Genomic DNA, 20,932 nt, shown 5'->3' on the forward strand with positions numbered 1-20,932 from the left:
CAGGGAGAAACGATGAAGTTTCGAAAGCTATCCATGGCTACGGCCGCGGTGGCCCTCACCCTCACGCTCGGTGCGTGCGGATCGAGTACCAAGACCGCAGACGAGGCTCCGGCCGAGGGCGGCAGCACCGCAGGTGCGTTGATCGGCGTCACCATGCCGACGAAGTCCTCCGCCCGTTGGATCGCCGACGGCGACAACCTCAAGAGCGCGTTGGAGGGCCAGGGATACAAGGTCGACCTGCAGTACGCGGAGAACGACATTCCCACCCAGGTCAACCAGATCGAGAATCAGATCACCCAGGGCGCGAAGCTGCTGATCGTGGCCTCGGTGGACGGCACCGCCATCACCACCCAGCTGCAGGAAGCCAAGGACAACGGCATCGGTGTCATCGCCTACGACCGGCTCATCCGCAACTCCCCGGACGTCGACTACTACGCGACGTTCGACAACTACAAGGTCGGCGTCGACCAGGCCACCTCACTGTTGGTCGGCCTCGGGCTGAAGAACGAGGACGGCACCGACAAGGCCGACGCGCCCGCCGGCCCGCTCAACATCGAGGTTTTCGCCGGTTCGCCCGACGACAACAACGCCACCTTCTTCTTCGACGGTGCCATGGAGACCCTGAAGCCGTACCTGGACAAGGGAACTCTGAAGATCGGTAGTGGCGAGTCCGACTTCGGAACCGCTGCCACCCTGCGCTGGGATCCGGCGACGGCACAGAAGCGCATGGAAGACCTGCTGACCAAGACGTACTCCTCGGGCCAGAAGGTTCAGGGCGTGCTCTCCCCGTACGACGGTCTGTCGATCGGAATTCTGTCCGCGCTCAAGAGCAACGGCTACGGAACCGCCGGTCAGCCCTACCCGGTCGTCACCGGACAGGACGCCGAGGTGCCGTCGGTCAAGTCGATCATCGCCGGTGAGCAGTACTCCACGATCTACAAGGACACGCGCCAGCTGGCCGAGGTCACGATCCAGATGGCTCAGGCCATGCTCAACGGTCAAACTCCCGAGACCAACAACACCACCGATTACGACAACGGCGAGAAGGTCGTTCCGGCGTACCTGCTGCAGCCCGAGATCGTCTACAAGGACAACTACGAGAAGCTGCTCGTCGAGGGTGGCTACTACACCGAGGATCAGTTGAAGTGAGTTCGGCGATGACGAGCCCGATTCTGGAGATGCGCGGCATCACCAAAACATTTCCCGGCGTCAAGGCGCTACAGGATGTCACTCTCTCGGTGAATCGCGGCGAGATCCACGCGATCTGCGGCGAGAACGGAGCAGGCAAGTCGACGCTCATGAAGGTGTTGTCGGGTGTGTACGCACACGACACATTCGACGGCGACATCGTGTTCGACGGTCGAGAGTGCTCGTTCTCCGACATCCGGAGTAGCGAGGCCGAGGGCATCGTCATCATCCATCAGGAACTCGCACTGAGTCCGCATCTCTCCATTGCCGAGAACATCTTTCTCGGCAACGAGCGGTCCAAGCGCGGGTTCATCGACTGGAACCGAACGAATTCCGAGGCCGCAGCCCTACTGAACCGGGTAGGGCTGCGGGAGAATCCCGTCAACGTCGTGAGCGATCTCGGCGTCGGCAAGCAGCAACTCGTCGAGATCGCCAAGGCACTGTCCAAGGACGTGACCCTGCTGATTCTCGACGAACCCACTGCGGCACTCAACGATTCCGACTCCGCACACCTGCTGGATCTGTTGCGCGGTCTACGGGACGAGGGCATCACGTGCGTGATCATCTCGCACAAGCTCAACGAGATCGCGGCCATTGCCGACCGGACCACGATCATTCGGGACGGCAAGACCATCAGGACGCTGGACATGCGAGACCCGGACGTCACCGAGGATCGCATCATCTCGCTGATGGTCGGCCGCGATCTCGAGCACCGGTTTCCGCCCCACGAATCGACTGTGGGAGAGGAAGTTCTGCGCATCGAGGACTGGACCGTGCACAGTCCGACCCAGCAGGGCCGAACCGTCGTCGACAAGGCGAACCTCACGCTGCGGCGCGGTGAGATCGTCGGCCTCGCCGGATTGATGGGTGCCGGCCGTACCGAGTTGGCCATGAGCGTCTTCGGCCGAAGCTACGGGATCGACATCTCGGGACGGCTCTACAAGTACGGCAAGGAAATTCACGTCAAGTCCGTCAACGATGCCATCCATCACGGCATCGCGTACGCCACCGAGGACCGGAAACGGTACGGGCTGAACCTGATCGACGACATCAAGCGCAACATTTCCACCGCGGCGCTGGACAAGTTGGTGACGGGAGGCTTCGTCGACGCCAACCAGGAATACAAAGTCGCCGAGGGCTTCCGCAAGAGCATGAACATCAAGGCACCGAACGTCTCCGCCGTGGTCGGCAAACTCTCCGGCGGCAATCAGCAGAAAGTCGTGCTGAGCAAGTGGATATTCAGCGATCCCGATGTGCTCATCCTCGACGAACCGACGCGAGGAATCGACGTCGGCGCGAAATTCGAAATCTATTCGATCATCAACCAACTCGCCGACGCCGGAAAGGCAGTGCTGGTGATCTCGTCCGAACTTCCGGAACTTCTCGGTCTGTGCGACCGGATCTACGCGCTGTCCGCCGGCCGGATCACCGGTGAGGTCGACCGCGAGGACGCAACCCAGGAATCTCTCATGCATCTCATGACCCGTGGAACAGGAGTACTTCGATGAACCAGCTGTCGACCGTTCGGGGGCTGCTCACGCGAAACCTCCGACAGAGCGGAATCTTCATCGCGTTCGCGCTGATCATCGTGCTCTTCACCGTGCTGACCGGAGGTCAGCTGTTGGTGCCGCAGAACATCAGCAACATGGTGGTGCAGAACTCGTACATTCTCATTCTGGCCATCGGCATGGTCGTCATCATCATCGCCGGCCATATCGACCTGTCCGTCGGATCGGTGGTGGCGGCCACCGGAGCCATCGCCGGTGTCCTCATGGTCCAACAGAACGTGCCGTGGCCACTGGCGGTGCTGATCACGTTGATCGTCGGCGGCCTGATCGGTGCCTGGCAGGGTTATTGGGTCGCGTACTTCGGCATTCCTGCGTTCATCGTCACCCTCGCAGGAATGCTCGTCTTCCGCGCGGTGACTCTCATCGTCCTCGGCAACCAGGGCATCGGGCCGTTCCCCGGACCGGTACGCACACTGTCCAACGGCTTCCTGCCCGGCTTCATGGGCAATGTGGGACTCGGGCCATTGGGTGGGGCGGATATCTTCACGTTGCTCGTCGCGATTCTCGCGGTCGCTGGAATCGTGTTCAGCCAGTGGCGTTCTCGAACGGGCCGGCAGAAGTACGGGCAGACCGTGGACGCGATGCCGCTGTTCCTGATCAAGATGGCATTCGCTGCCGCTCTCGTGCTTGCGATCGCCGTCCAGTTGGCTCGCTTCAAGAACCTGCCGTACGTGCTGATCCTGCTCGCCGTGTTGGTCATGGGTTACTCGACGTTGGCCGGCAAGACCGTATTCGGCCGGCACGTGTACGCCATCGGCGGCAACATTCACGCCGCGTCCCTGTCCGGTATCAAGGTCAAGCCGGTCACGTTCTGGATCTTCGTCAACATGGGTGTCCTCTCGGCTCTGGCCGGAATCATCTTCGCCGGACGCCTCAACCAGGCCGGTCCTACTGCGGGCAACGGCTTCGAGCTCGACGCCATCGCGGCGGCGTTCATCGGTGGCGCAGCCGTACAGGGCGGCGTCGGCCGCATCGTCGGCGCGCTGACCGGTGGACTCATCATCGCCGTGATCAACAGCGGCATGTCGCTGATCGGATCACCCAGCGAGAGAGTGCAATTGGTGAAGGGTCTGGTGCTGCTCGCCGCCGTGGCGTTCGACATCTGGACCAAGCGTCGTGCGGCGAGCGGTAAGGGCGGCAAGGGAGACAAAGCCGCGTCCCCCACCAGTTACCTGGGCGTACCGGTACCCGCCGAGATGTTCTCCCCCGGCGAGCCCGGAAAGCCCGCACCGCCGACCTCTGCATCGATGACGAAAACGACGTGATCCGGGCGGTGACGCGCCGATCCGGTCCGGGCATGCTGAGATGGTGTTCGACCAGCGAAGGAGGATGCGTGCGATGACGCCGACCCGCGGACCGGCCATGACCGACGTCGCTCGGCTCGCGGGTGTGTCCCACCAGACCGTCTCTCGGGTCATCAACGGCCATCCCAACGTCACCGAGGCGACCAGAACAAGGGTCGAGCAGGCGATCGCCGAGCTCGGCTACCGGCCGAACACCGCCGCTCGCGCTCTGGTCACCGGCCGCAGCAGCACGATCGGGATCGTCGGCACCGGCAACGCTCTGTACGGGCCGGTGTCGACGCTCTACAGCGTCGAACAGGCCGCACGACAGGCCGGATACTCCGTCGTCGTCGGCGTCCCCACTTCGTTCGACGAGGTGGCGATCAGCACCTGCGTGCGCAGGTTGCAGAAACAGGGCGTCGACGGCGTCGTCGTCATCGCGCCGTTGAGCACCGACGGCGGCGACATCGCCGAGTTGGCTGCCGAACTGCCACTGGTGGCCGTCGAAGGATCGCCGGAAGGCGATCTGGCGGTCGTCTCGGTCGATCAGGTCGCCGGCGCGCAGTCCGCCACCACACATCTGCTCTCACTCGGTCACCGCGCCGTCTGGCACGTCGCAGGCCCCTCGGGGTGGTACGAGGCGGCCGACCGCGTCATCGGGTGGCGCTCCGCCCACGAGCAGGCCGGTGTCGAACCGCCACTCGTTCTCGCCGGCGACTGGACCGCGAAGTCCGGCTTCGAGGCCGGATGTCGATTGGCCGAGAACCCGGACGTCACAGCGGTGTTCGCCGGAAACGATGCGATGGCCCTCGGTGTGCTGCGCGCCCTCGAAGTGCACGGCCGGAAAGTTCCGACGGACGTCAGTGTGGTCGGTTTCGACGACGTTCCCGACGCGGAGTTCTTCTCCCCTCCCCTGACGACGATTCGTCAGGAATTCAGCGAGGTCGGCATCCGCAGCGTCGAAATACTGTTGGCCCAGATCGATTCCGGCAACCGCAGTACCCGACGTTCGCGTATCGAGCCGAGCCTGGTGATCCGGTCCAGCACTGCCGAGGCCCGCGACGCTCACATCCGCAGCTGAATCTCCACCAACAACCGCGCGTCCGGATCCGACAGATCCAACTCCAGAATCTGCTCGACGCGTCGGATGCGGTAACGCACCGTGTTCGGGTGAATGTGCAGCCTCTCCGCTGCCGCACGCACGTCACCGAAGCACGCCAGATACGTCTCGAGACTCTCTCGCATCGCGCCGTCGTGGGTGGCGTCGTACCGGTCCAGCGCTGCGATGCGCGGGTCACGCAACTGCTCGTGATTCGAGATGATGTCGACGATCTCACCCAGCAGCACAGACGTTCTCGACTCTGCGAGTGTGGTGACCCGAACGTCGCCGGTGGTCGCGTCCAATACTCGGTCGACCTCGAACCGGGCTGCGGCCACCCCGTCGAGATCGGCGATCGGCGCGGCCACCGCGGCGCGCAAGCACAGTCCGGTTCGAGTCTCGATGCGCGACACGGCATCTGCGGTCCACACCGGAATCGCCGTCCCCGACGCAGCTCCGGAGAACAGTACGTAGATTCTCTCGCCGATGACGGTCACCAGCGAGTCTCGCCTGAATGCGCTGGCGTGCAACCGGATCGACGGAGCCAGACCGGTGATGTCGAATTCACCACAGGCGGCGAATCCGACGACCGCGGCCGTCCCCGTGGTGGGAATCGACAGCGCCGCGGCCAGCGACGGAATGTCCACGCCGCCACCCCGCGCGCCCAGCAGTCGCTGAATCTGCAGCGCCTCGTTGGTCGGGGCGTTCGCGATGCGGGTGATCAGCCGGGCGGCGACCGCCGATGCTCCGCGCATCACCGCATCGGCGTCCACCGACAGCGGACGCGCGCCTTCCTGAACCCATATCGTTCCCAGAGTCGTTGCTGCGCCGCTTATTCGACGTATCCCGACGGCAAGGCGTCGACGAATACCGAGTTCGGCATCGGCCGGTACGTCGATGACGTCGTCGGTACGGCGGAGTCGATCGAACACCCCACGCTCGTGCAGACGGCGAAGGTAGTCGGCCGGTCCTTCTCGCCCCAGGATCGACAGGGTCCGCAACTCGTCGGCCGTGTCGTCCGACGCCGAGTACGCCAATACGTGCGAACGCTCGTCCTCGATGCTCACCATGCCCTTGGTCAAGGACGCAACCGTCTGCGCCAGCTCGTACAGATCGGTGTCCGCTCCGAACAGCCCGTCGTCCGAGGCCGGTGAGCGTGACTGATCGAGGACCCCGCGCATCGTCGACAGCAGCAGTTCCCAGCGGGTCTGGTGGTGTACCGCGACCAAGGCGATTCCGGTCTCTCGGGCAGCGTGGGCCAACGCGGTCGAGTCGGCCACCTTGGTCAGCACCGCAAGGGGCCTGTCGACCACCGGACGCAACGCCAGATCGTCGAACCACCGCAGCGCATCGGTCTCGGTGACGCCGACCAGCAGGGTCAGATCGGCAGCCGTTCCCGGTGGTCGACGAAGGTCGTCGCCGTCGAGCAGGGCCACGGACTCGACGGTGATCTCGGTTCCCACCGGAGCGACCACGAGCTCGACCACTGCGCTGTGCAGCGACGTCAGGAGAGAACGCAGCGTCACAGTATTGGCCATGCGGACAAGTAGACCACGAATTCTTTGGCCGATGAGCTGATTGAACGGGCTGTCGATGCGACTTCAATGAGCAGCACACACCCGAGTGCGAGGAGCCACCATGGACGCGGTCACATCAGTTCCCACCCCGGTCAACGAGCCGGTCAACACCTATGCCCCCGGAAGCGCCGAGCGCGCCAGGCTGCGCATCCGCTTGGACGAACTGCGTGCGAACCCCGTCCGCATCCATCAGGTGATCGGCGGTGTCCACCGCGACGCCGCCGGCACCGATACCGATGTGGTCGAACCCCATAAGCACGCCTCGGTCATCGGTAGCTTCGCCGAGGCAACGCACCGGGACGTGCAGGACGCGATCTCCGCAGCGACCGCAGCTGCACCGGCCTGGCGCGATCTTCCGTTCGACGAGCGAGCTGCAGTGTTCCTGCGCGCGGCCGATCTGCTGTCGGGTCCGTGGCGCGAAAGGATTGCTGCCGCAACGATGCTCGGGCAGTCCAAGTCGGCCTACCAGGCCGAGATCGACGCACCGTGCGAGCTGATCGATTTCTGGCGGTTCAATGTCGCGTTCGCACGACAGATCCTCGCCGATCAGCCGGTGTCGGCCCCGGGCGTGTGGAATCGCGTCGAGTACCGCCCGCTCGAGGGTTTCGTCTACGCGATCACACCGTTCAACTTCACCGCCATCGCCGGCAACCTCCCCACGGCGCCCGCACTGATGGGCAACACGGTGCTGTGGAAGCCGTCGCCCACCCAGGCAGTCGCCGCGTACCTGACGCTGCAGCTCCTCGAGGCGGCAGGTCTGCCGCCGGGAGTGATCAACCTCGTCCTCGGCGACGGTCCGATGGTCTCCGAAGTAGCCCTGGCCGATCCACGCCTGGCGGGCATCCACTTCACCGGATCCACTGCGACCTTCCAGACGCTGTGGCGCGAGGTCGGCAACAACATCTCGAACTACCACTCCTACCCGCGGCTCGTCGGCGAGACCGGCGGCAAGGATTTCGTCGTCGCGCACAGCTCGGCCGATCCGGACGTGTTGACCACAGCCATGATTCGCGGTGCCTTCGACTTCCAGGGGCAGAAGTGTTCGGCCGCTTCGCGAGCATTCGTACCGAAGTCGCTGTGGGCTCGCATGGGTGAGACCTTCATCGAGCAGGTGTCGGCCCTGAAGTACGGCGACGTCACCGACCTGTCGAACTACGGCGGTGCCGTCATCGACCGAAAAGCGTTCGACCGCAACGCAGCTGCGCTCGACCGCGCGAAATCCGTGACCGGTCTGACCATCGCCGCCGGTGGAACGTGCGACGACACGGAAGGATACTTCGTCTCTCCCACAGTTCTTCTCGGCGACGACCCCACCGACGAAGCCTTCACCACCGAGTACTTCGGCCCCATTCTGGCCGTGCACGTCTACGACGACAACCGGCCCGACGCCTATGCCGACGTACTCCGCACCGTCGACACCGGATCGAAGTACGCACTGACCGGTGCCGTCATCGCCACCGATCGCACGGCCGTCGAGCAGGCCCATTCGGCACTGCGATTCGCCGCCGGAAACTTCTACGTCAACGACAAGCCCACCGGCGCGGTCGTCGGTCAGCAACCGTTCGGCGGAGCGCGTGCGTCGGGTACCAACGACAAGGCCGGCTCACCGCAGAACCTGTTGCGCTGGGCATCGGCACGCACGGTCAAGGAAACGTTCGTCCCGCCGACCGCACACGGCTACCCCCATCAGGAAGGCGAGGGCACACGATGACCACAGTGCTGAGCAACCCACTGCGGCCGGCTCTGCTGGCGGCCGCACGCTCACCGAAATTGCAGGCCACCGTGACGCGGCTGCGTGCCACCCGATCGCTCGTCGACCGCTTCGTCGCCGGTGAATCGGAGCCCGCCGTGGTCACCGCCGTCGATGCCCTGCTGGCGTCGGGACGATTCGTCTCGGTGGACTATCTGGGCGAGGACACCACCGACCGCGCACAGGCGACGGCCACCGTGCAGTCGTACCTGTCACTGATACAACGCTTTTCGACGCGTAGTACCGCCGAGACCGCGCTCGAGGTGTCACTCAAACTCTCGGCCCTCGGTCAGGGCATCGACCGGACGCTGGCGCTCGAGAACGCGCGCGAGATCTGTACCGCGGCAACAGCGGCGGGAGTGTGGGTGACCGTCGACGCCGAGGACCACACCACCACCGACTCGACCCTGTCCATCGTGCGCGAACTGCGGCAGGACTTTCCCGATCTCGGCACGGTGCTGCAGGCGTACCTCAAACGAACCGAGGCCGACTGCAGGGAGCTGTCCGGACCGAGATCTCGCATCCGCCTGTGCAAGGGCGCGTACAACGAGCCGGCGTCGGTGGCGTTCCAGGGTGCACGGGATGTGTCGGACTCCTACCTACGGTGCCTGGAAGTGCTGATGAACGGCAGCGGCTACCCCATGGTCGCCTCCCACGATCCCGAGATGATCGAGGCGGCGGAGCGACTCGCCGCGAACGCCGGACGGTCCGCAGCCGACTTCGAGTTTCAGATGCTGTTCGGAATCCGCGACCAGGAACAACGACGACTGGTCGACGCCGGAAAGCACGTGCGTGTCTACGTGCCCTACGGAGAGCAGTGGTACGGCTACTTCATGCGCAGACTTGCAGAGCGGCCGGCCAACCTGATGTTCTTCGCGCGGTCGCTGATCTCACGCAACTGACTTCCCTCGGATCGACGAACGTGTGTTCGAAAGTGTGTCGGTGGGTCGCGGTAGATTCTGTTCATGCTTTCGGGGGACGGCGGATCAGGGGTGGACGGCATCGACACGGTGCCGCCTGCCCCTGACGTGTCCGACCCTGTCTTGGCTGTGTTGGTCGAGGCGGTGGAGTCGGCGGTCGCCGAGTTGGCGGGGCAGGCGTCGGTATCGTGGTCGAATGCCGACCGGCGTGCGGTGATCCAACGCATGGAAACTGTGTCGCGGTCTGTGACGGCGTATTCGCACACCTGGCTCAACGAGCTGATCGCACAACAAGGCCTCGATGTGTATCCGGGGTCGGTGCCGTGTTCGGTGGCATGGATGCTGCGAATCACCCCACGAACAGCCGGGGCGCGAGTACGTCTGGCCGCGGAGTTGGGTGACCGCACCGCATTGTCCGGCGAAGTGCTGCCTCCGTTGTTGCCGCACACCGCTGCAGCGGTGCGGGCAGGGTTGCTCGATGCCCAGCACGTGCAGATGATCCGTGAATTCTTCCGGCACCTACCGGCGAGTGTGGATCCGCAGACTCGCGATCTCGCCGAACAGCAGTTGGTGGGTCTCGCCTCGACGAGGCGGCCCGACGACTTCGCGCCACTGGTGGCGCACCTGGACTCGATACTCGACCCCGACGGCGACTTCGACGAGAACGAAGACGAGGACAAGAACGGAAAGCCGAGGCCACGGAAACGGGATGCGTTCTTCTACCTCGGTGAGCAGGGTTCCGACGGAATGTCCGAGGGGACGTTCTGCGTCGACTCGGAGCTCCGGGCCTACCTCGAAGCCCTGTTCTCGAAAGCCGCGAAGCCGGGAGTGAACAACCCTGCCGACCCGACATCGGTCGTCCACGAGGATGAGACCACCGGCGACGAGGACGGCGGCGGGGACAGGGACGGCGGTTGGGACAGGGACGACGGCGAGGACGGCAGTACGGCTACGCCAAAGCCCGGGCCGATGCCCGACGAGGCAGGATCCAGCGATGCTCGATCGCATGACGAATACCTGTGGGATGGGACCGACGGCAACGGTGCCAACATCTACGGTGACGACGACCGCAGTGGCGACGACCGCAGTGGCGACGGCCGCGGTGAGGGTGAGTGCGCCGACAGCAGTGACTGTGGTTGCGGCACAACGCCACACAGCGCGCCCAGCACCAACGACGATGCCGGCTCCGACAGCACTGCTGAACCCGGTGGCCACGCCGACGCCGACGCATCGGACACCGCTGCTCGCGACGCTGCCGCCGCACGTGATCGACGCACCCAGAACGAACGCCGCCACGACGCCCTGAAAATGGCGCTCCGGCACACCCTCGCCTCCGGCACCCTCGGCACCCACCGCGGCCTACCCGTCACCGCCATCGTCACCATGAGTTTGAAAGACCTCGAATCAGGCTGCGGCTACGCCATGACCGCCACCGGATCACGCGTCTCGATCCGCGACGCCATCCGCATGGCTTCGCACGCCCACCACTACCTGACCATCTTCGACGACAACGGCAGAGCCCTGTACTTGGGCCGATCCAAACGCATCGCCTCCGCCGACCAACGCATCGTGCTCATCGCCCGCGACCGCGGCTGCAGTTTCCCCTCCTGCACCCGCCCGGCGACCTGGTGCCAGTCACATCACGTCGACGACTGGGTCGAGGGCGGACCCACCGACATCGACTCCCTGACCTTCGGATGCGACATGCACCACGCACTCGTCGGCACCGGCCCCGGAAAGTGGGCAACCACCAAAACCACAGCAGGACATCGCTATCCGGGCCGCACCCTGTGGCACCCACCGACCGGAATGGACCCCACACGCCGTGGTCTGATCAACCACGCACACCACCCCGAGGAAGTGCTCTACCCACCCGACCACCACAGCGACAACACCCGCGACACAGGCGACGAAGAACCACGACAACCCGCCTGACGACCCACACCACCACCACGGCACAGCTCTGCCTTCAACACAGCCTCGCCTCCCACACAGCCCGGCCCTCCCATACAGCCCAGCCGTCCCACACAGCCCGGCCTCCAAGACAGCCCCGCCCTACTACCCAGCCCCGCCTTCTGCCCAGCTCTGTGCGGAGTGCGCGGCATTGGCTTCTGCTTCTCTTAGCGGCCGGTGCCGGTGATGCGGCTGGGTTAGGTTGCGCAACATCGGGGCACCCTCACCGCATGGCAAATTACAGAGTTATCGACCCGCACGGAACCGTCGTCGCCACCAAGGACATCACCAGTTCCGAGGACGCGCACGCCTGGTTCAAGGACAGCCGCGCCGACAACGAAGAGTTGGGCTGGCGCCTCGAAGTCGAGCACGACGGCGACTGGGCATTTTTCAGCGACTCGGAAGGCACCAAGGACTAGACCTTGTGCATTCACACGACAATCGGGCGGTCCCAGTGATTCGCGGGACCGCCCGATCGTTGTGCGGGGGGACGGCAAACGACAGTGGGCAGCCCCTGTTCAGGAGCTGCCCACCTCTTGTCGCGGCGATGTCGCCGCCAGTTCTATTGGTCGGTCGTCGGTCGGGAAGTCGGAATCGTCGACTCGAGGTCGGCAACCTGCAGCAGGCGGGTCACCGATCGGCTTGCCACGATCGACCACGAAGCACCGATGCCAGCCGTGTATTCACGAACTGCATCGAAGACGGTGAGTCCGGCGATGCCGAAGAACTCGACATTGGACAGGTCGAGAGTCAGATGCCGTTTGCTGGACACGCGACTGCAGACGAAATCGGAGAACATCGGCGCGCTGAGCATGTCGATGTCGCCGTGGACGGCCACGACGAGTGAACCGTCGGTGCCGTCGTGCGCGGTGAAGATGGCTCCGGTTGCTGCAACGGACACGGACTTCTCCGCGACGCTCACCGAAGTGGTTCGAACTTTGTTGCCTCGTGATTCAACACTCATGGCAGATCCCATCGATCGGTCGAACTGAAGGGGAAACCGATCTACGCAACGGGAGCAGAATTCTTCGCCTGACCCGGGCGCACACTTCGCTGCGTTTCCCCGTGACCGGCTGTTAGCTCAACCACGGCCAACCCTACGGCACCGGCACGCTCGGAGTCCAGCATTGGCACAATGCGGGCCCCCACCAGCGGTTCGAACATCCCGATGCGAACGCGGGCTACGAGCGGGTGCTGTTTCCCAGGTCGGCGTGATGCTCGCGCATGGCTCCGATGAGCGCTTCGAACACTCGGTGGGCAGCGTCGAGATCCGAATCCGGTAGGTCCGCGAGCGCAGTGCTGGTGCGCGCTCCCAGTGGTCCGAAGAACCCGCGAGCAACATCCATACCGTGCTCGTCGTAGCGAAGTATGACTTTGCGTCGGTCCGACGCGTCGGATTCGCGTCGAATATGGCCGGACGCGATCATTCGCTCCACCAGATACGTCATCGCCGCGGACGACAGGCCGAGCATCGTGCCGAGCTCACCCGCAGTGAGGGGCGCGCCCTCGACGTCGGCGACCATCACATGCAGCAGAGCGCGAAAGTCGTTGGGCCGCAAGCTATGCAACGCACCGAATACCTGACCGATCTGTTCCGACACCGACGACAGCGCCCGAAGGTCCGCCGATATCGCGGATTCGAGGTGGTTTCGGTCGGTCATGGCGGTGGTAACTCCTTCGCTGCGGTCATGGTCAGACTACTGCCCGCAAGAGATTCAGTTGCTTAATATCTAAGTAAATGAGATTGTTTCTTCGTGGACAGCACCCGTACCGAGACCACCGCAGCCTGGGACCGCATCGCCGCGGCCGTGACGCATCGTCGATCGTGGGCGCTCGCCCTCGCCATTCTTATTCTCTCGATTGCCGTGATCGGGCTCGTCGGTAGCAACGATTCTGCCGGTCAGTCGCCGAACTCCTTGCCGACCTCCGCCGAGTCCTACCAGGTGGACGAGCTGCTCTCCCAGTTCCCGGACTCCGACACCGCACCGGTGATCCTCGTTCTGAGCCGCGTCGATGGCGGTGACCTGACCCCGGCCGATATCGAGGCAGCCGCTGCTGCGCAGGCCAGGCTGCTCACCGTCGACCGGTCGGTGACCGACGAACCTGGACCGCCTCCGATCGTCGCACCGGACGGGAAGGCCGCAATCGCGTTTGTTCAGGTGAACTCGGAACTGTCCGGCTTCACCCTGAACGACCTGATCACAAGCCTCCGATCCGCGGCGACGGACGGCCTACCGTCCGATCTCAACGCCCAGGTCACCGGCGGGCCGGCATTCGGAGCAGACATCGCCAACTCGTTCTCCGGGGCCAATTTCACGTTGCTCGCCGTCACCGCACTCGTGGTGGCAGTGCTCCTCATCGCCACTTATCGATCGCCCATTCTGTGGTTGGTTCCGCTTGCCGTCATCGGTTTCGCCGATCGGTTCGCCTCCACCGTCGGCACGGCCCTCGCCGAGGCGACCGGGCTGTCGTTCGACGGCTCGACCTCGGGGATCACCAGCGTGCTCGTCTTCGGCGCAGGCACCAATTACGCCCTGCTGCTGATCTCTCGTTACCGCGAGGAACTCCGCCGCGAGTCCGATCACCGGCTCGCGTTGCGCCACGCCGTCCGGAACGCGGGACCGGCCATCCTCGCCAGCAATGCCACCGTTGTCCTCGCACTGCTGACTCTGTTGCTGGCCATCCTCCCCAGCACTCGCAGCTTGGGAGCGCTGGCCGCGGCCGGCCTCGTCGTCGCATCGGTGTTCGTGCTGTTCGTACTGCCTCCGTTGTTGGCACTGTGCGGCCCGAAGTTGTTCTGGCCCTTCGTCCCCAAGCCGTCCGATCGCGATACCACCACCGAGGGCGTCTGGCATTCGGTGGCCGCCGGTGTCGCACGTCGTCCGGTGGCGACCGCGTCCATCACCATCGCCGTATTGCTCGCCTGCTGCGCGGCCCTGGTCGGCACACAGATCGGGCTGTCACAAACCGAGCAATTCCGGGTGACCGCCGAATCCGTCGAAGGATTCGACACTCTCTCGCAACACTTCCCGGCCGGATCCGCCGACCCGATCACGGTTCTCGCACCCACCTCGGACATCGACGGCGTCGTCGCCACCGTCCGGGACGTCGACGGCGTCGTCTCGGTGGATCGGGTCGCTGATTCCGATACCGGACTGACCCGGCTGTCGGTGGTCACCGACGCGGCCCCCGCCTCCGACGAATCGTTCACCGTCGTCGAGAACCTTCGGTCCGCCCTTGCGGGTGTCGACGACGCACGAGTCGGCGGCAGCGACGCCAAAGCACTCGACACCACCGACGCTGCCGCCCGCGATCGGCTCGTGGTGATCCCGGCGATCCTGGCGGTCGTCCTGCTCGTGCTGTTGATACTTCTTCGCGCTGTCGTCGCACCGTTGATTCTCGTCGCCACCACGGTCCTGAGTGCCGTGGCCGCCATCGGTATCGGTAGCTGGGTGAGCCTGCACGTCTTCGGCTTTCCCGCGCTCGACGACAACACTCCCCTGTTCGCGTTCCTGTTTCTCGTCGCCCTCGGCGTCGACTACACCATCTTCCTGGTCACGCGGACCCGGGAGGAGACGGCTCGACACGGCACCAGATCTGCGATCGTGCGGGCGGTCTCGGCCACCGGCGGCGTCATCACCAGCGCGGGAATCGTTCTGGCAGCAGTGTTCTGCGTCCTCGGCGTCCTACCGCTGATCACCCTCACCCAGTTGGGAATCATCGTCGGTCTCGGCATTCTGCTCGACACCTTCGTGGTACGCACCGTCGTGATTCCCGCCCTGTTCACCCTCATCGGCCCGGGGATTTGGTGGCCGAGCACGATCGACAACGAGACGACCGCAACCAAGGAGCGAAATTCATGAAGGTACGTACGATGTTGAGCCGCACAGCAATTGCAGGAGCAGTCGCAGCAGGTGCCCTGCTCGGCGCGGCCCCGGCGCAAGCGCAACCGGTCGGCCCTTTGGGGTCGGTCGGTCTCGATCCACTGGCTCCGATCCCGTCACTCGATGTCGAACGGTACCTGGGCACCTGGAACCAGGTTGCCGCGGTGCCGCAGCCGTTCAACCTGATCTGCGCCCGTGACACGCAGGCGAACTACCAGATGATCGACGAATTCAACATTCGCGTCGAGAACACCTGCACCACCTGGACCGGCGGCGAGAATCGCATCGTCGGCAATGCTCGGGTCAACGACACCGTCACCAAAGCCCAACTGCACGTGAGCTTCCCGGGCGTCCCCACGCAGGAGAGCCAGGAGGGGCCGACCAACTACATCGTGGCCTACATCGCAGACGACTACTCGTGGGCCTTCGTCGGAAGCCCCAACCGCACGTCCGGATTCGTGCTCAAGCGCACGCCCGACGTCAGCGTCGAGCAGTTCCGCGCGATCCGCAGCGTCGTCGAATCGCTGGGTTACGACTCGAACTTCATCACCACGACGCCCACCCCGGGCGGCGCGACGACGATTCAGCAGCTCTCGACCGTGTAGCGCGGCGGAGCCGCAGTGGCGTGGTTATGTGCCACAGAGGGGCTGTTGCATTTTGATGGTGGGGTGTCTCGAGTGTCGAGGCACCCCATTGTCGGTGGTGCGGGACAATGTGTTGGTGGCGAAGGGTTATCGACCGGTTGATCGTGATCAACAGTTTCTGATTCCACCGGACATGCGCGAATGGTTACCGGCGGAGCATCCGGTATGGATGCTGATCGACATCGTCGACACGCATCTGGACACCTCTGTCTTTCATGCCGGCCGGCGCACCGGTGGGGTCGGGCGCGCCGGATACGACCCGGACATGCTACTCACGCTGCTGATCTGGGCCTGGTCGAAAGGGATGCGGTCTTCACGTCAGATCGAATCCGCATGCACCGATGTGGTGTCCTACCGGGTCATCTGCGCCGGCGATGCCCCCGATCACGCCACGATCTCCAGGTTCCGTAAAGACAACCATGCAGCCTGCGAGTCGCTGTTCGCGCAGGTGCTGACGTTGGCAGCGCGGGTCGGTTTGGGGTCGTTGGGGACCATCGCTCTCGACGGGGTCAAGATCGCCTCGAACGCCTCCATCGGAGCCAACCGCAGCGCGGACGGATTGCGCGCCGCCGCCGAAGCCGAGGCAGCGAACGCTGCTCAGGCCCGGGCGCGCGAGATCGCCGCCGCCGCGGCCGCGGCGCATGCCGACGTCGATGCTGCCGAGGACGAACTCTACGGCGAAGACGACCCGGGCCCGGGTCGGGTTCCGGCCGAGTTGGCCGATCCGACCACGCGATCGAAGCGGATCGCTGAAGCGTTGGCGCAGATCGAAGCCGAAGACGATGCCCGCGAGAAGGCCGCGAAGTCAGCCGCCGAGGGCCACCTCGAGCGTCTCGACGCGGGAGCGTCCCCGGCGGGTCGGGTACCGCTTGCCGCGCAGGTAGCTGCTGCTCACCGGCGTCTTGCACGGGAAATTGCACGCCATGAGGCCACCGAGGCGCGGTATCGGCAGCGAGCCGACGCCGCTGCGCGTCGCGGCGGGAAACCGAAAGGCAAGGTTCCGGTTCCGGTCGAGGATCATCACCGCGTGATCGCCGCACGCGCATCGGTCGCCGCAGCCCTCGCCCAGTCCGCCGCCCGTGAGCAGACAACGCCAACGGTGGTGCGGCGCAACATCACCGATCCGGATTCTCGGATGCAGCCGCTGCGAGGTGGTGGCTGGGTGCAGGGCTACAACTGCCAAGCATTCACCGCCGAGGACGGCATCATCATCGCCACCGGCGTCGGCACCAGCCCCTCCGATGTCACCTACTACGAGCAGATGGTCGACAAAGCGGTCGCTGCGGCGGCAGTGATCGCCGACCATGCACCGGCCGAGGCCGAGTCGCCGTCGATCGGAATCATGCTCTTCGACGCCGGCTATTGTTCGATCGAGAACCTCGACGCACCGGGCCCGGACCGGTTGATCGCCACCGGGAAATCGCGGACACTCGAAGCCGCCGCTGCCGCGGCCGTAGCTACGCCGGTATCGGATCCTGCACCACCACAGGGTAATTCGATTACCAGGATGGCCGAACGATTAGCCACCCCGGAGGGAATCGCAACGTACCGCAAACGGTCTCACATCGCCGAGACACCGTTCGGACATGCCAAACACAACCTCGGATTCCGGCGATTCACCAGCCGCGGCGTCGACCGGGCGACGAGTGAGTGGTCCTTCCACGCCGCGGTGCACAACATCGGCAAGATTCTCACCCACCTGACCGCAACACACACCGTAGCGCTGGCCTGAATGAGCACCCCAGGGCCGAAAAAGAGGTGACCCGGGCATCGAACCCGAGCCACCCCTTTACAACGTCGAACTACCGCTCACACAAAATGCAACAGCCCCCAGAGGGCTTATAACCACGCCACTGCCGGAGGCACTCAGCTCGCGGACAGGATCGAGATAGCGAAGATCAGGCTGTCGCCCTGCTCGATTCCGGCTGCCGGATTGCCGGTCGCGTAACCGTCGGCCGACGTCACCGCTACGGCGACGGTCGAGCCGACGGTCTGTCCGGCGATGGCTTTCTGGAAGCCCGCCACCACGCCGGTCAGTGGGAACTCGACCGGTGCGCCGCGCTCGAAACTGCTGTCGAACGTCGATCCGTCGCGTCCGTTGACGCCCAGGTAGCAGACGGACACGTTCGCGTCGTCGGCGACGATCGGGCCGTCCCCGGCCTTCAGCGTTTTCACCTGCGTCTCGGCGACGCTGAACGGGGCTTCGACGTCGACGGCCGGGGCCGCTGTATCCGTCGATCCGGTGACGGCGATGCTGCCGGTGTCGCCTGCCAGTGTCCACTCCGGGGTGGCCGACGGGTCGGGTGTGCCCGTGGGGCAGCTACTCGAAGCCGTCGCATCGGTGGAGGACGTCGCCGAGGACGTCGTCTGCAACGTCCCAGAATCCGAGTCGGAACTGCATGCACCCGTCAACAGGACGAGTGAGGTGGTGGCGGCCAGGAACAGGGTGCGAGTCGAGGTGAGTTTCACGGGGCCCACGCTACAAGTGGCATACGGGGCCCCGTGTATCCCGTCAGATTGCGGAGCGGAACACCTCGGCGACCGGGGTGGACGCGCGGCCGATCAATGCCTTCAGGTCACCGGAATCGGTGTCGAGTTCCCCGCGGGAGATACCGGCATCCGCGCTCGCCAGCATGGTCGCCACGAAATCGGGCAGTCCTGCGCCCTGCAGAATCGAGGCGTACTCCGACTCGGTGACGTCCTTGTAGACGACCGGCTTCCCGGAGATGCCGGCGAGAACGTCCGCGAGTTCGGCATAGGTCAGGCGCTCGTCCCCGCCGAGTTCGTAGATCTTCTCGCCCTGGTTCTCGAGGGTCAGCACAGCCGCGGCAGCGGCGGCGTAATCGGCACGTGAGGCAGCGGCGATCTTGCCGTTCCCGCCTGCACCAAGCCACACTCCGCCGTCGATGGCCTGGCCGAGCGAGCCCAGGTAGTTCTCCCAGTACCAGCCGTTACGCAGAAACACAGCGGGAATCGGAGAGGCCGTCAATCGCTCTTCGGTGGCCTTGTGCTCCGGCGCAAGGCTGATGCCGGAGGTGTCGGCAGCGAGCACGCTCGTGTACGCAACGAGGCCCACTCCGGCTGCCTCGGCGGCGTCGATGACGTTGTTGTGCTGAGCAATTCGCTGGCCGACCTCCGATCCCGAGATCAACAGCACCTTCTCGACACCCGCGAACGCAGACGTCAGGGCGTCGGTGTCGCTGTAGTCGGCCACCCGTACCACCACACCGCGCTCGGCGAGTGCGGCCGCCTTGTCGGCGTTGCGTACGACGGCGACGATGTCGGCAGGCGCGACGCCGCGATCGATGAGTGCGGCGACGACGAGCCCGCCGAGATTGCCTGTCGCTCCGGTGATGGCTGTGGTCATGGAAAACGCTCCCAAGGTTGAAGTGTCAAGTTCCGTTACATCATGCACTTACTTTTCGTGCAGTGCAACATCAAAATTTAGCGCTGCCGGTACGGCCTGCGCTAACATGGAGAAATGTCCGAGGCCGTCGAATCTCTCGAAGCATCCGTCTTCGCACGGGAATGCGGGTCACGGCAGACGCTGCAGAACGCGACGAGTAGGTGGGGAGTGCTCGTCCTGGCGGCCCTCACCGAGAGCGACTACCGATTCAATGCCCTGCGCCGACGCGTCGACGGCGTCAGCGAGCGAATGTTGGCACAGACGCTGCAGACCCTCGAACGCGACGGCCTCATCGTGCGCACCGTGCTCGAGACCATCCCGCCCAAGGTCGAATACAGCCTCACCCCGCTCGGACGTGCGGTCGGATCACGGTTGACCGACCTCATCGAACTGATCGAGGGCTCGATGCCTGCCGTACTCGAAGCGCGCGCCGAGCACGACGCCCGCTAGTCAGCCGAGGGGCGTCACCAGACACCATTCGTTGCCCTCGGGGTCGAGTAGCACCTGGAACGACCCGGCCGCAGTGATGTGCCGGTCCCCCACCGCCGTCGCACCCAGACCGACTGCCTGCTCGACGGCAACGTCGATGCTGGGAACGTCCACGTCGAGATGTAGCCGATTCTTGCCGGACTTGCCCTCGGGCACTCGCTGGAACGCCATCCGGGTGAACCCGGGAACATCGACGAAATGCCACGAGTCGTCGCGCACGACAGGCTGACCACCGAGCACACCCGCCCAGAATCGGGCCAGCACAGCCGGTTCTGTGCAGTCGATTACGACCTCGTCGATACGTCCGATCATGGAGCCATCGTAAGCACCGAGGGTGAGGGAACGCCGTTTACCGCGCTGTGATCATACCGAGATGCACTCGTGACCATGCGGATCTCTGAGCGCGTCGCTACGGGGTAACACTCGAGGAAGGTCGTCGGGGCGCACGAGCATGTCGATCCGGCAACCGCAGGAGCGCGGCACGCCCGGTGCCTGCGCCAAATCTTGGAGGCATCGACCATGTTCCACACCAAGAGAATTCTCGGCGGAGCGGCAGCATTCGGATTCGCCTGTACCTTCGCGGCCCTGGTGCCCGGCACGGCCTCGGCCGCACCGGTCGCCTGCACCACGGCACCCGGAGGGGCCGACGTCGCCGCGCTCGTCGGAGGTTCACAGTGCGACAGCTCCGCAGACGGCGCAAGTGCCGCAGCAGGAGTCGGCCTCGAGGGATGGGGCTCGGCGGAGGCGATGAACAACGCGGCGGCACTGGCCCTCGGTCTCAACGGCGGAACTGCCGTCAGCAATGCCGGCTTCGGCGGTGCGCCTGCTGCGATCGCCTTCGGTCCCGGTGCCATCGCACAGAACACCGCGGCCGGCCTCGGACTGTCGATCGCCGTGGCTGCGCCGGGCTCGACGATCACCCTCACCCCCGAGGGTGCCGTCTGCAACGGTGCCGGCTTCGCCGGAAGCTTCACCACCCTGCAGGGCTGCATCGGCTGATGCCCGTCGCCGTCGGGGTGAAACACGACTTGCGCAGGCCATATCAATGCCGCCGGGCCGTGGTTGATCTACAGTCTCACTGACTACAGTCTCGGTACGCGAGCCGGTGACGGCCCGCTGAACAAGGAGTTCGACGGCAATGATGTCCTACCTGCTCTACGACGTTCTGCTC

General features: G+C 64.8%; 19 protein-coding genes. 13 read left to right on the forward strand and 6 right to left on the reverse strand.

The window, feature by feature from the left end; translation table 11 throughout:
• The first annotated feature begins 12 nt into the window (after positions 1-12).
• From chvE to J1M81_RS07825, 4 genes are all read left to right on the forward strand, one after another.
• A complete protein-coding gene (gene chvE / locus J1M81_RS07810; protein WP_027495784.1) occupies positions 13-1,149 on the forward strand; it encodes a multiple monosaccharide ABC transporter substrate-binding protein in 1,137 nt (378 codons plus the stop codon).
• Between the two features lie 8 nt (positions 1,150-1,157).
• Positions 1,158-2,696, forward strand: coding sequence for a multiple monosaccharide ABC transporter ATP-binding protein (gene mmsA, locus J1M81_RS07815; RefSeq protein WP_206497860.1), 1,539 nt, complete (start codon positions 1,158-1,160; stop codon positions 2,694-2,696).
• A complete protein-coding gene (gene mmsB / locus J1M81_RS07820; protein WP_027495782.1) occupies positions 2,693-4,021 on the forward strand; it encodes a multiple monosaccharide ABC transporter permease in 1,329 nt (442 codons plus the stop codon). The genes mmsA and mmsB overlap by 4 nt, the downstream gene beginning before the upstream one ends.
• A gap of 73 nt (positions 4,022-4,094) precedes the next feature.
• Positions 4,095-5,120 carry a LacI family DNA-binding transcriptional regulator gene (locus J1M81_RS07825; protein ID WP_032367931.1) on the forward strand — a complete coding sequence of 342 codons (1,026 nt, stop codon included), beginning with the start codon at positions 4,095-4,097 and terminating at the stop codon, positions 5,118-5,120.
• On the opposite strand, the gene J1M81_RS07830 is transcribed toward J1M81_RS07825, so the two are convergent.
• Positions 5,105-6,676 (reverse strand): CdaR family transcriptional regulator, encoded by a 1,572-nt coding sequence (locus J1M81_RS07830; RefSeq protein WP_206497861.1) that lies wholly within the window; start codon positions 6,674-6,676, stop codon positions 5,105-5,107. The two genes, J1M81_RS07825 and J1M81_RS07830, sit on opposite strands and share 16 nt — an antisense overlap.
• Positions 6,677-6,776: 100 nt before the next feature.
• Here J1M81_RS07830 and pruA point away from each other — a divergent pair, with 100 nt between their 5' ends.
• The 4 genes from pruA (at position 6,777) to J1M81_RS07850 (ending at position 11,757) form a co-directional block, all read left to right on the forward strand.
• A complete protein-coding gene (gene pruA / locus J1M81_RS07835) occupies positions 6,777-8,426 on the forward strand; it encodes an L-glutamate gamma-semialdehyde dehydrogenase (RefSeq protein ID WP_032371593.1) in 1,650 nt (549 codons plus the stop codon).
• Entirely contained in the window at positions 8,423-9,367 is a 945-nt protein-coding gene (locus J1M81_RS07840) for a proline dehydrogenase family protein (protein WP_032391187.1), read from the forward strand. The genes pruA and J1M81_RS07840 overlap by 4 nt, the downstream gene beginning before the upstream one ends.
• A 63-nt stretch (positions 9,368-9,430) precedes the next feature.
• A complete protein-coding gene (locus J1M81_RS07845; protein WP_206497862.1) occupies positions 9,431-11,320 on the forward strand; it encodes an HNH endonuclease signature motif containing protein in 1,890 nt (629 codons plus the stop codon).
• Between the two features lie 248 nt (positions 11,321-11,568).
• Positions 11,569-11,757 (forward strand): hypothetical protein, encoded by a 189-nt coding sequence (locus J1M81_RS07850; protein WP_027495777.1) that lies wholly within the window; start codon positions 11,569-11,571, stop codon positions 11,755-11,757.
• A 143-nt stretch (positions 11,758-11,900) separates the two neighbouring features.
• On the opposite strand, the gene J1M81_RS07855 is transcribed toward J1M81_RS07850, so the two are convergent.
• Positions 11,901-12,239: an STAS domain-containing protein gene (locus tag J1M81_RS07855; protein WP_228139356.1), complete on the reverse strand. Its 339-nt coding sequence runs from the start codon at positions 12,237-12,239 to the stop codon at positions 11,901-11,903.
• 280 nt (positions 12,240-12,519) lie between these two features.
• Positions 12,520-12,999, reverse strand: coding sequence for a MarR family winged helix-turn-helix transcriptional regulator (locus J1M81_RS07860; RefSeq protein ID WP_206497863.1), 480 nt, complete (start codon positions 12,997-12,999; stop codon positions 12,520-12,522).
• Positions 13,000-13,146: 147 nt separating this feature from the next.
• Here J1M81_RS07860 and J1M81_RS07865 point away from each other — a divergent pair, with 147 nt between their 5' ends.
• The 3 genes from J1M81_RS07865 (at position 13,147) to J1M81_RS07875 (ending at position 17,598) form a co-directional block, all read left to right on the forward strand.
• Positions 13,147-15,201, forward strand: coding sequence for an MMPL family transporter (locus tag J1M81_RS07865; RefSeq protein WP_308051242.1), 2,055 nt, complete (start codon positions 13,147-13,149; stop codon positions 15,199-15,201).
• Positions 15,198-15,827 (forward strand): lipocalin family protein, encoded by a 630-nt coding sequence (locus J1M81_RS07870; protein WP_206497864.1) that lies wholly within the window; start codon positions 15,198-15,200, stop codon positions 15,825-15,827. The genes J1M81_RS07865 and J1M81_RS07870 overlap by 4 nt, the downstream gene beginning before the upstream one ends.
• 172 nt (positions 15,828-15,999) lie before the next feature.
• The gene (locus tag J1M81_RS07875; RefSeq protein WP_176458472.1) at positions 16,000-17,598 is read left to right on the forward strand and encodes a transposase; all 1,599 of its coding nucleotides are present in this window, start codon (positions 16,000-16,002) and stop codon (positions 17,596-17,598) included.
• Between the two features lie 134 nt (positions 17,599-17,732).
• Here the strand turns inward: J1M81_RS07875 and J1M81_RS07880 are convergent, their stop codons facing one another.
• On the reverse strand, positions 17,733-18,344 hold the full coding sequence (locus tag J1M81_RS07880; RefSeq protein ID WP_206497865.1) for an FKBP-type peptidyl-prolyl cis-trans isomerase: 612 nt from the start codon (positions 18,342-18,344) through the stop codon (positions 17,733-17,735).
• A gap of 34 nt (positions 18,345-18,378) precedes the next feature.
• A complete protein-coding gene (locus tag J1M81_RS07885; RefSeq protein WP_032374838.1) occupies positions 18,379-19,233 on the reverse strand; it encodes an SDR family oxidoreductase in 855 nt (284 codons plus the stop codon).
• Positions 19,234-19,347: 114 nt separating this feature from the next.
• Between J1M81_RS07885 and J1M81_RS07890 the strand changes: the two genes are divergently transcribed.
• A complete protein-coding gene (locus tag J1M81_RS07890) occupies positions 19,348-19,722 on the forward strand; it encodes a helix-turn-helix domain-containing protein (RefSeq protein ID WP_032374839.1) in 375 nt (124 codons plus the stop codon).
• Here the strand turns inward: J1M81_RS07890 and J1M81_RS07895 are convergent, their stop codons facing one another.
• Positions 19,723-20,073 carry a VOC family protein gene (locus J1M81_RS07895; RefSeq protein WP_206497866.1) on the reverse strand — a complete coding sequence of 117 codons (351 nt, stop codon included), beginning with the start codon at positions 20,071-20,073 and terminating at the stop codon, positions 19,723-19,725.
• A 207-nt stretch (positions 20,074-20,280) separates the two neighbouring features.
• On the opposite strand from J1M81_RS07895, the gene J1M81_RS07900 reads away from it, so the two are divergent.
• Positions 20,281-20,760 (forward strand): DUF6764 family protein, encoded by a 480-nt coding sequence (locus tag J1M81_RS07900; RefSeq protein ID WP_032366787.1) that lies wholly within the window; start codon positions 20,281-20,283, stop codon positions 20,758-20,760.
• Positions 20,761-20,932 lie beyond the last annotated feature (172 nt).

It is taken from the genome of Rhodococcus sp. KRD175, assembly GCF_017168275.1.
Classification (GTDB): domain Bacteria; phylum Actinomycetota; class Actinomycetes; order Mycobacteriales; family Mycobacteriaceae; genus Rhodococcoides; species Rhodococcoides fascians.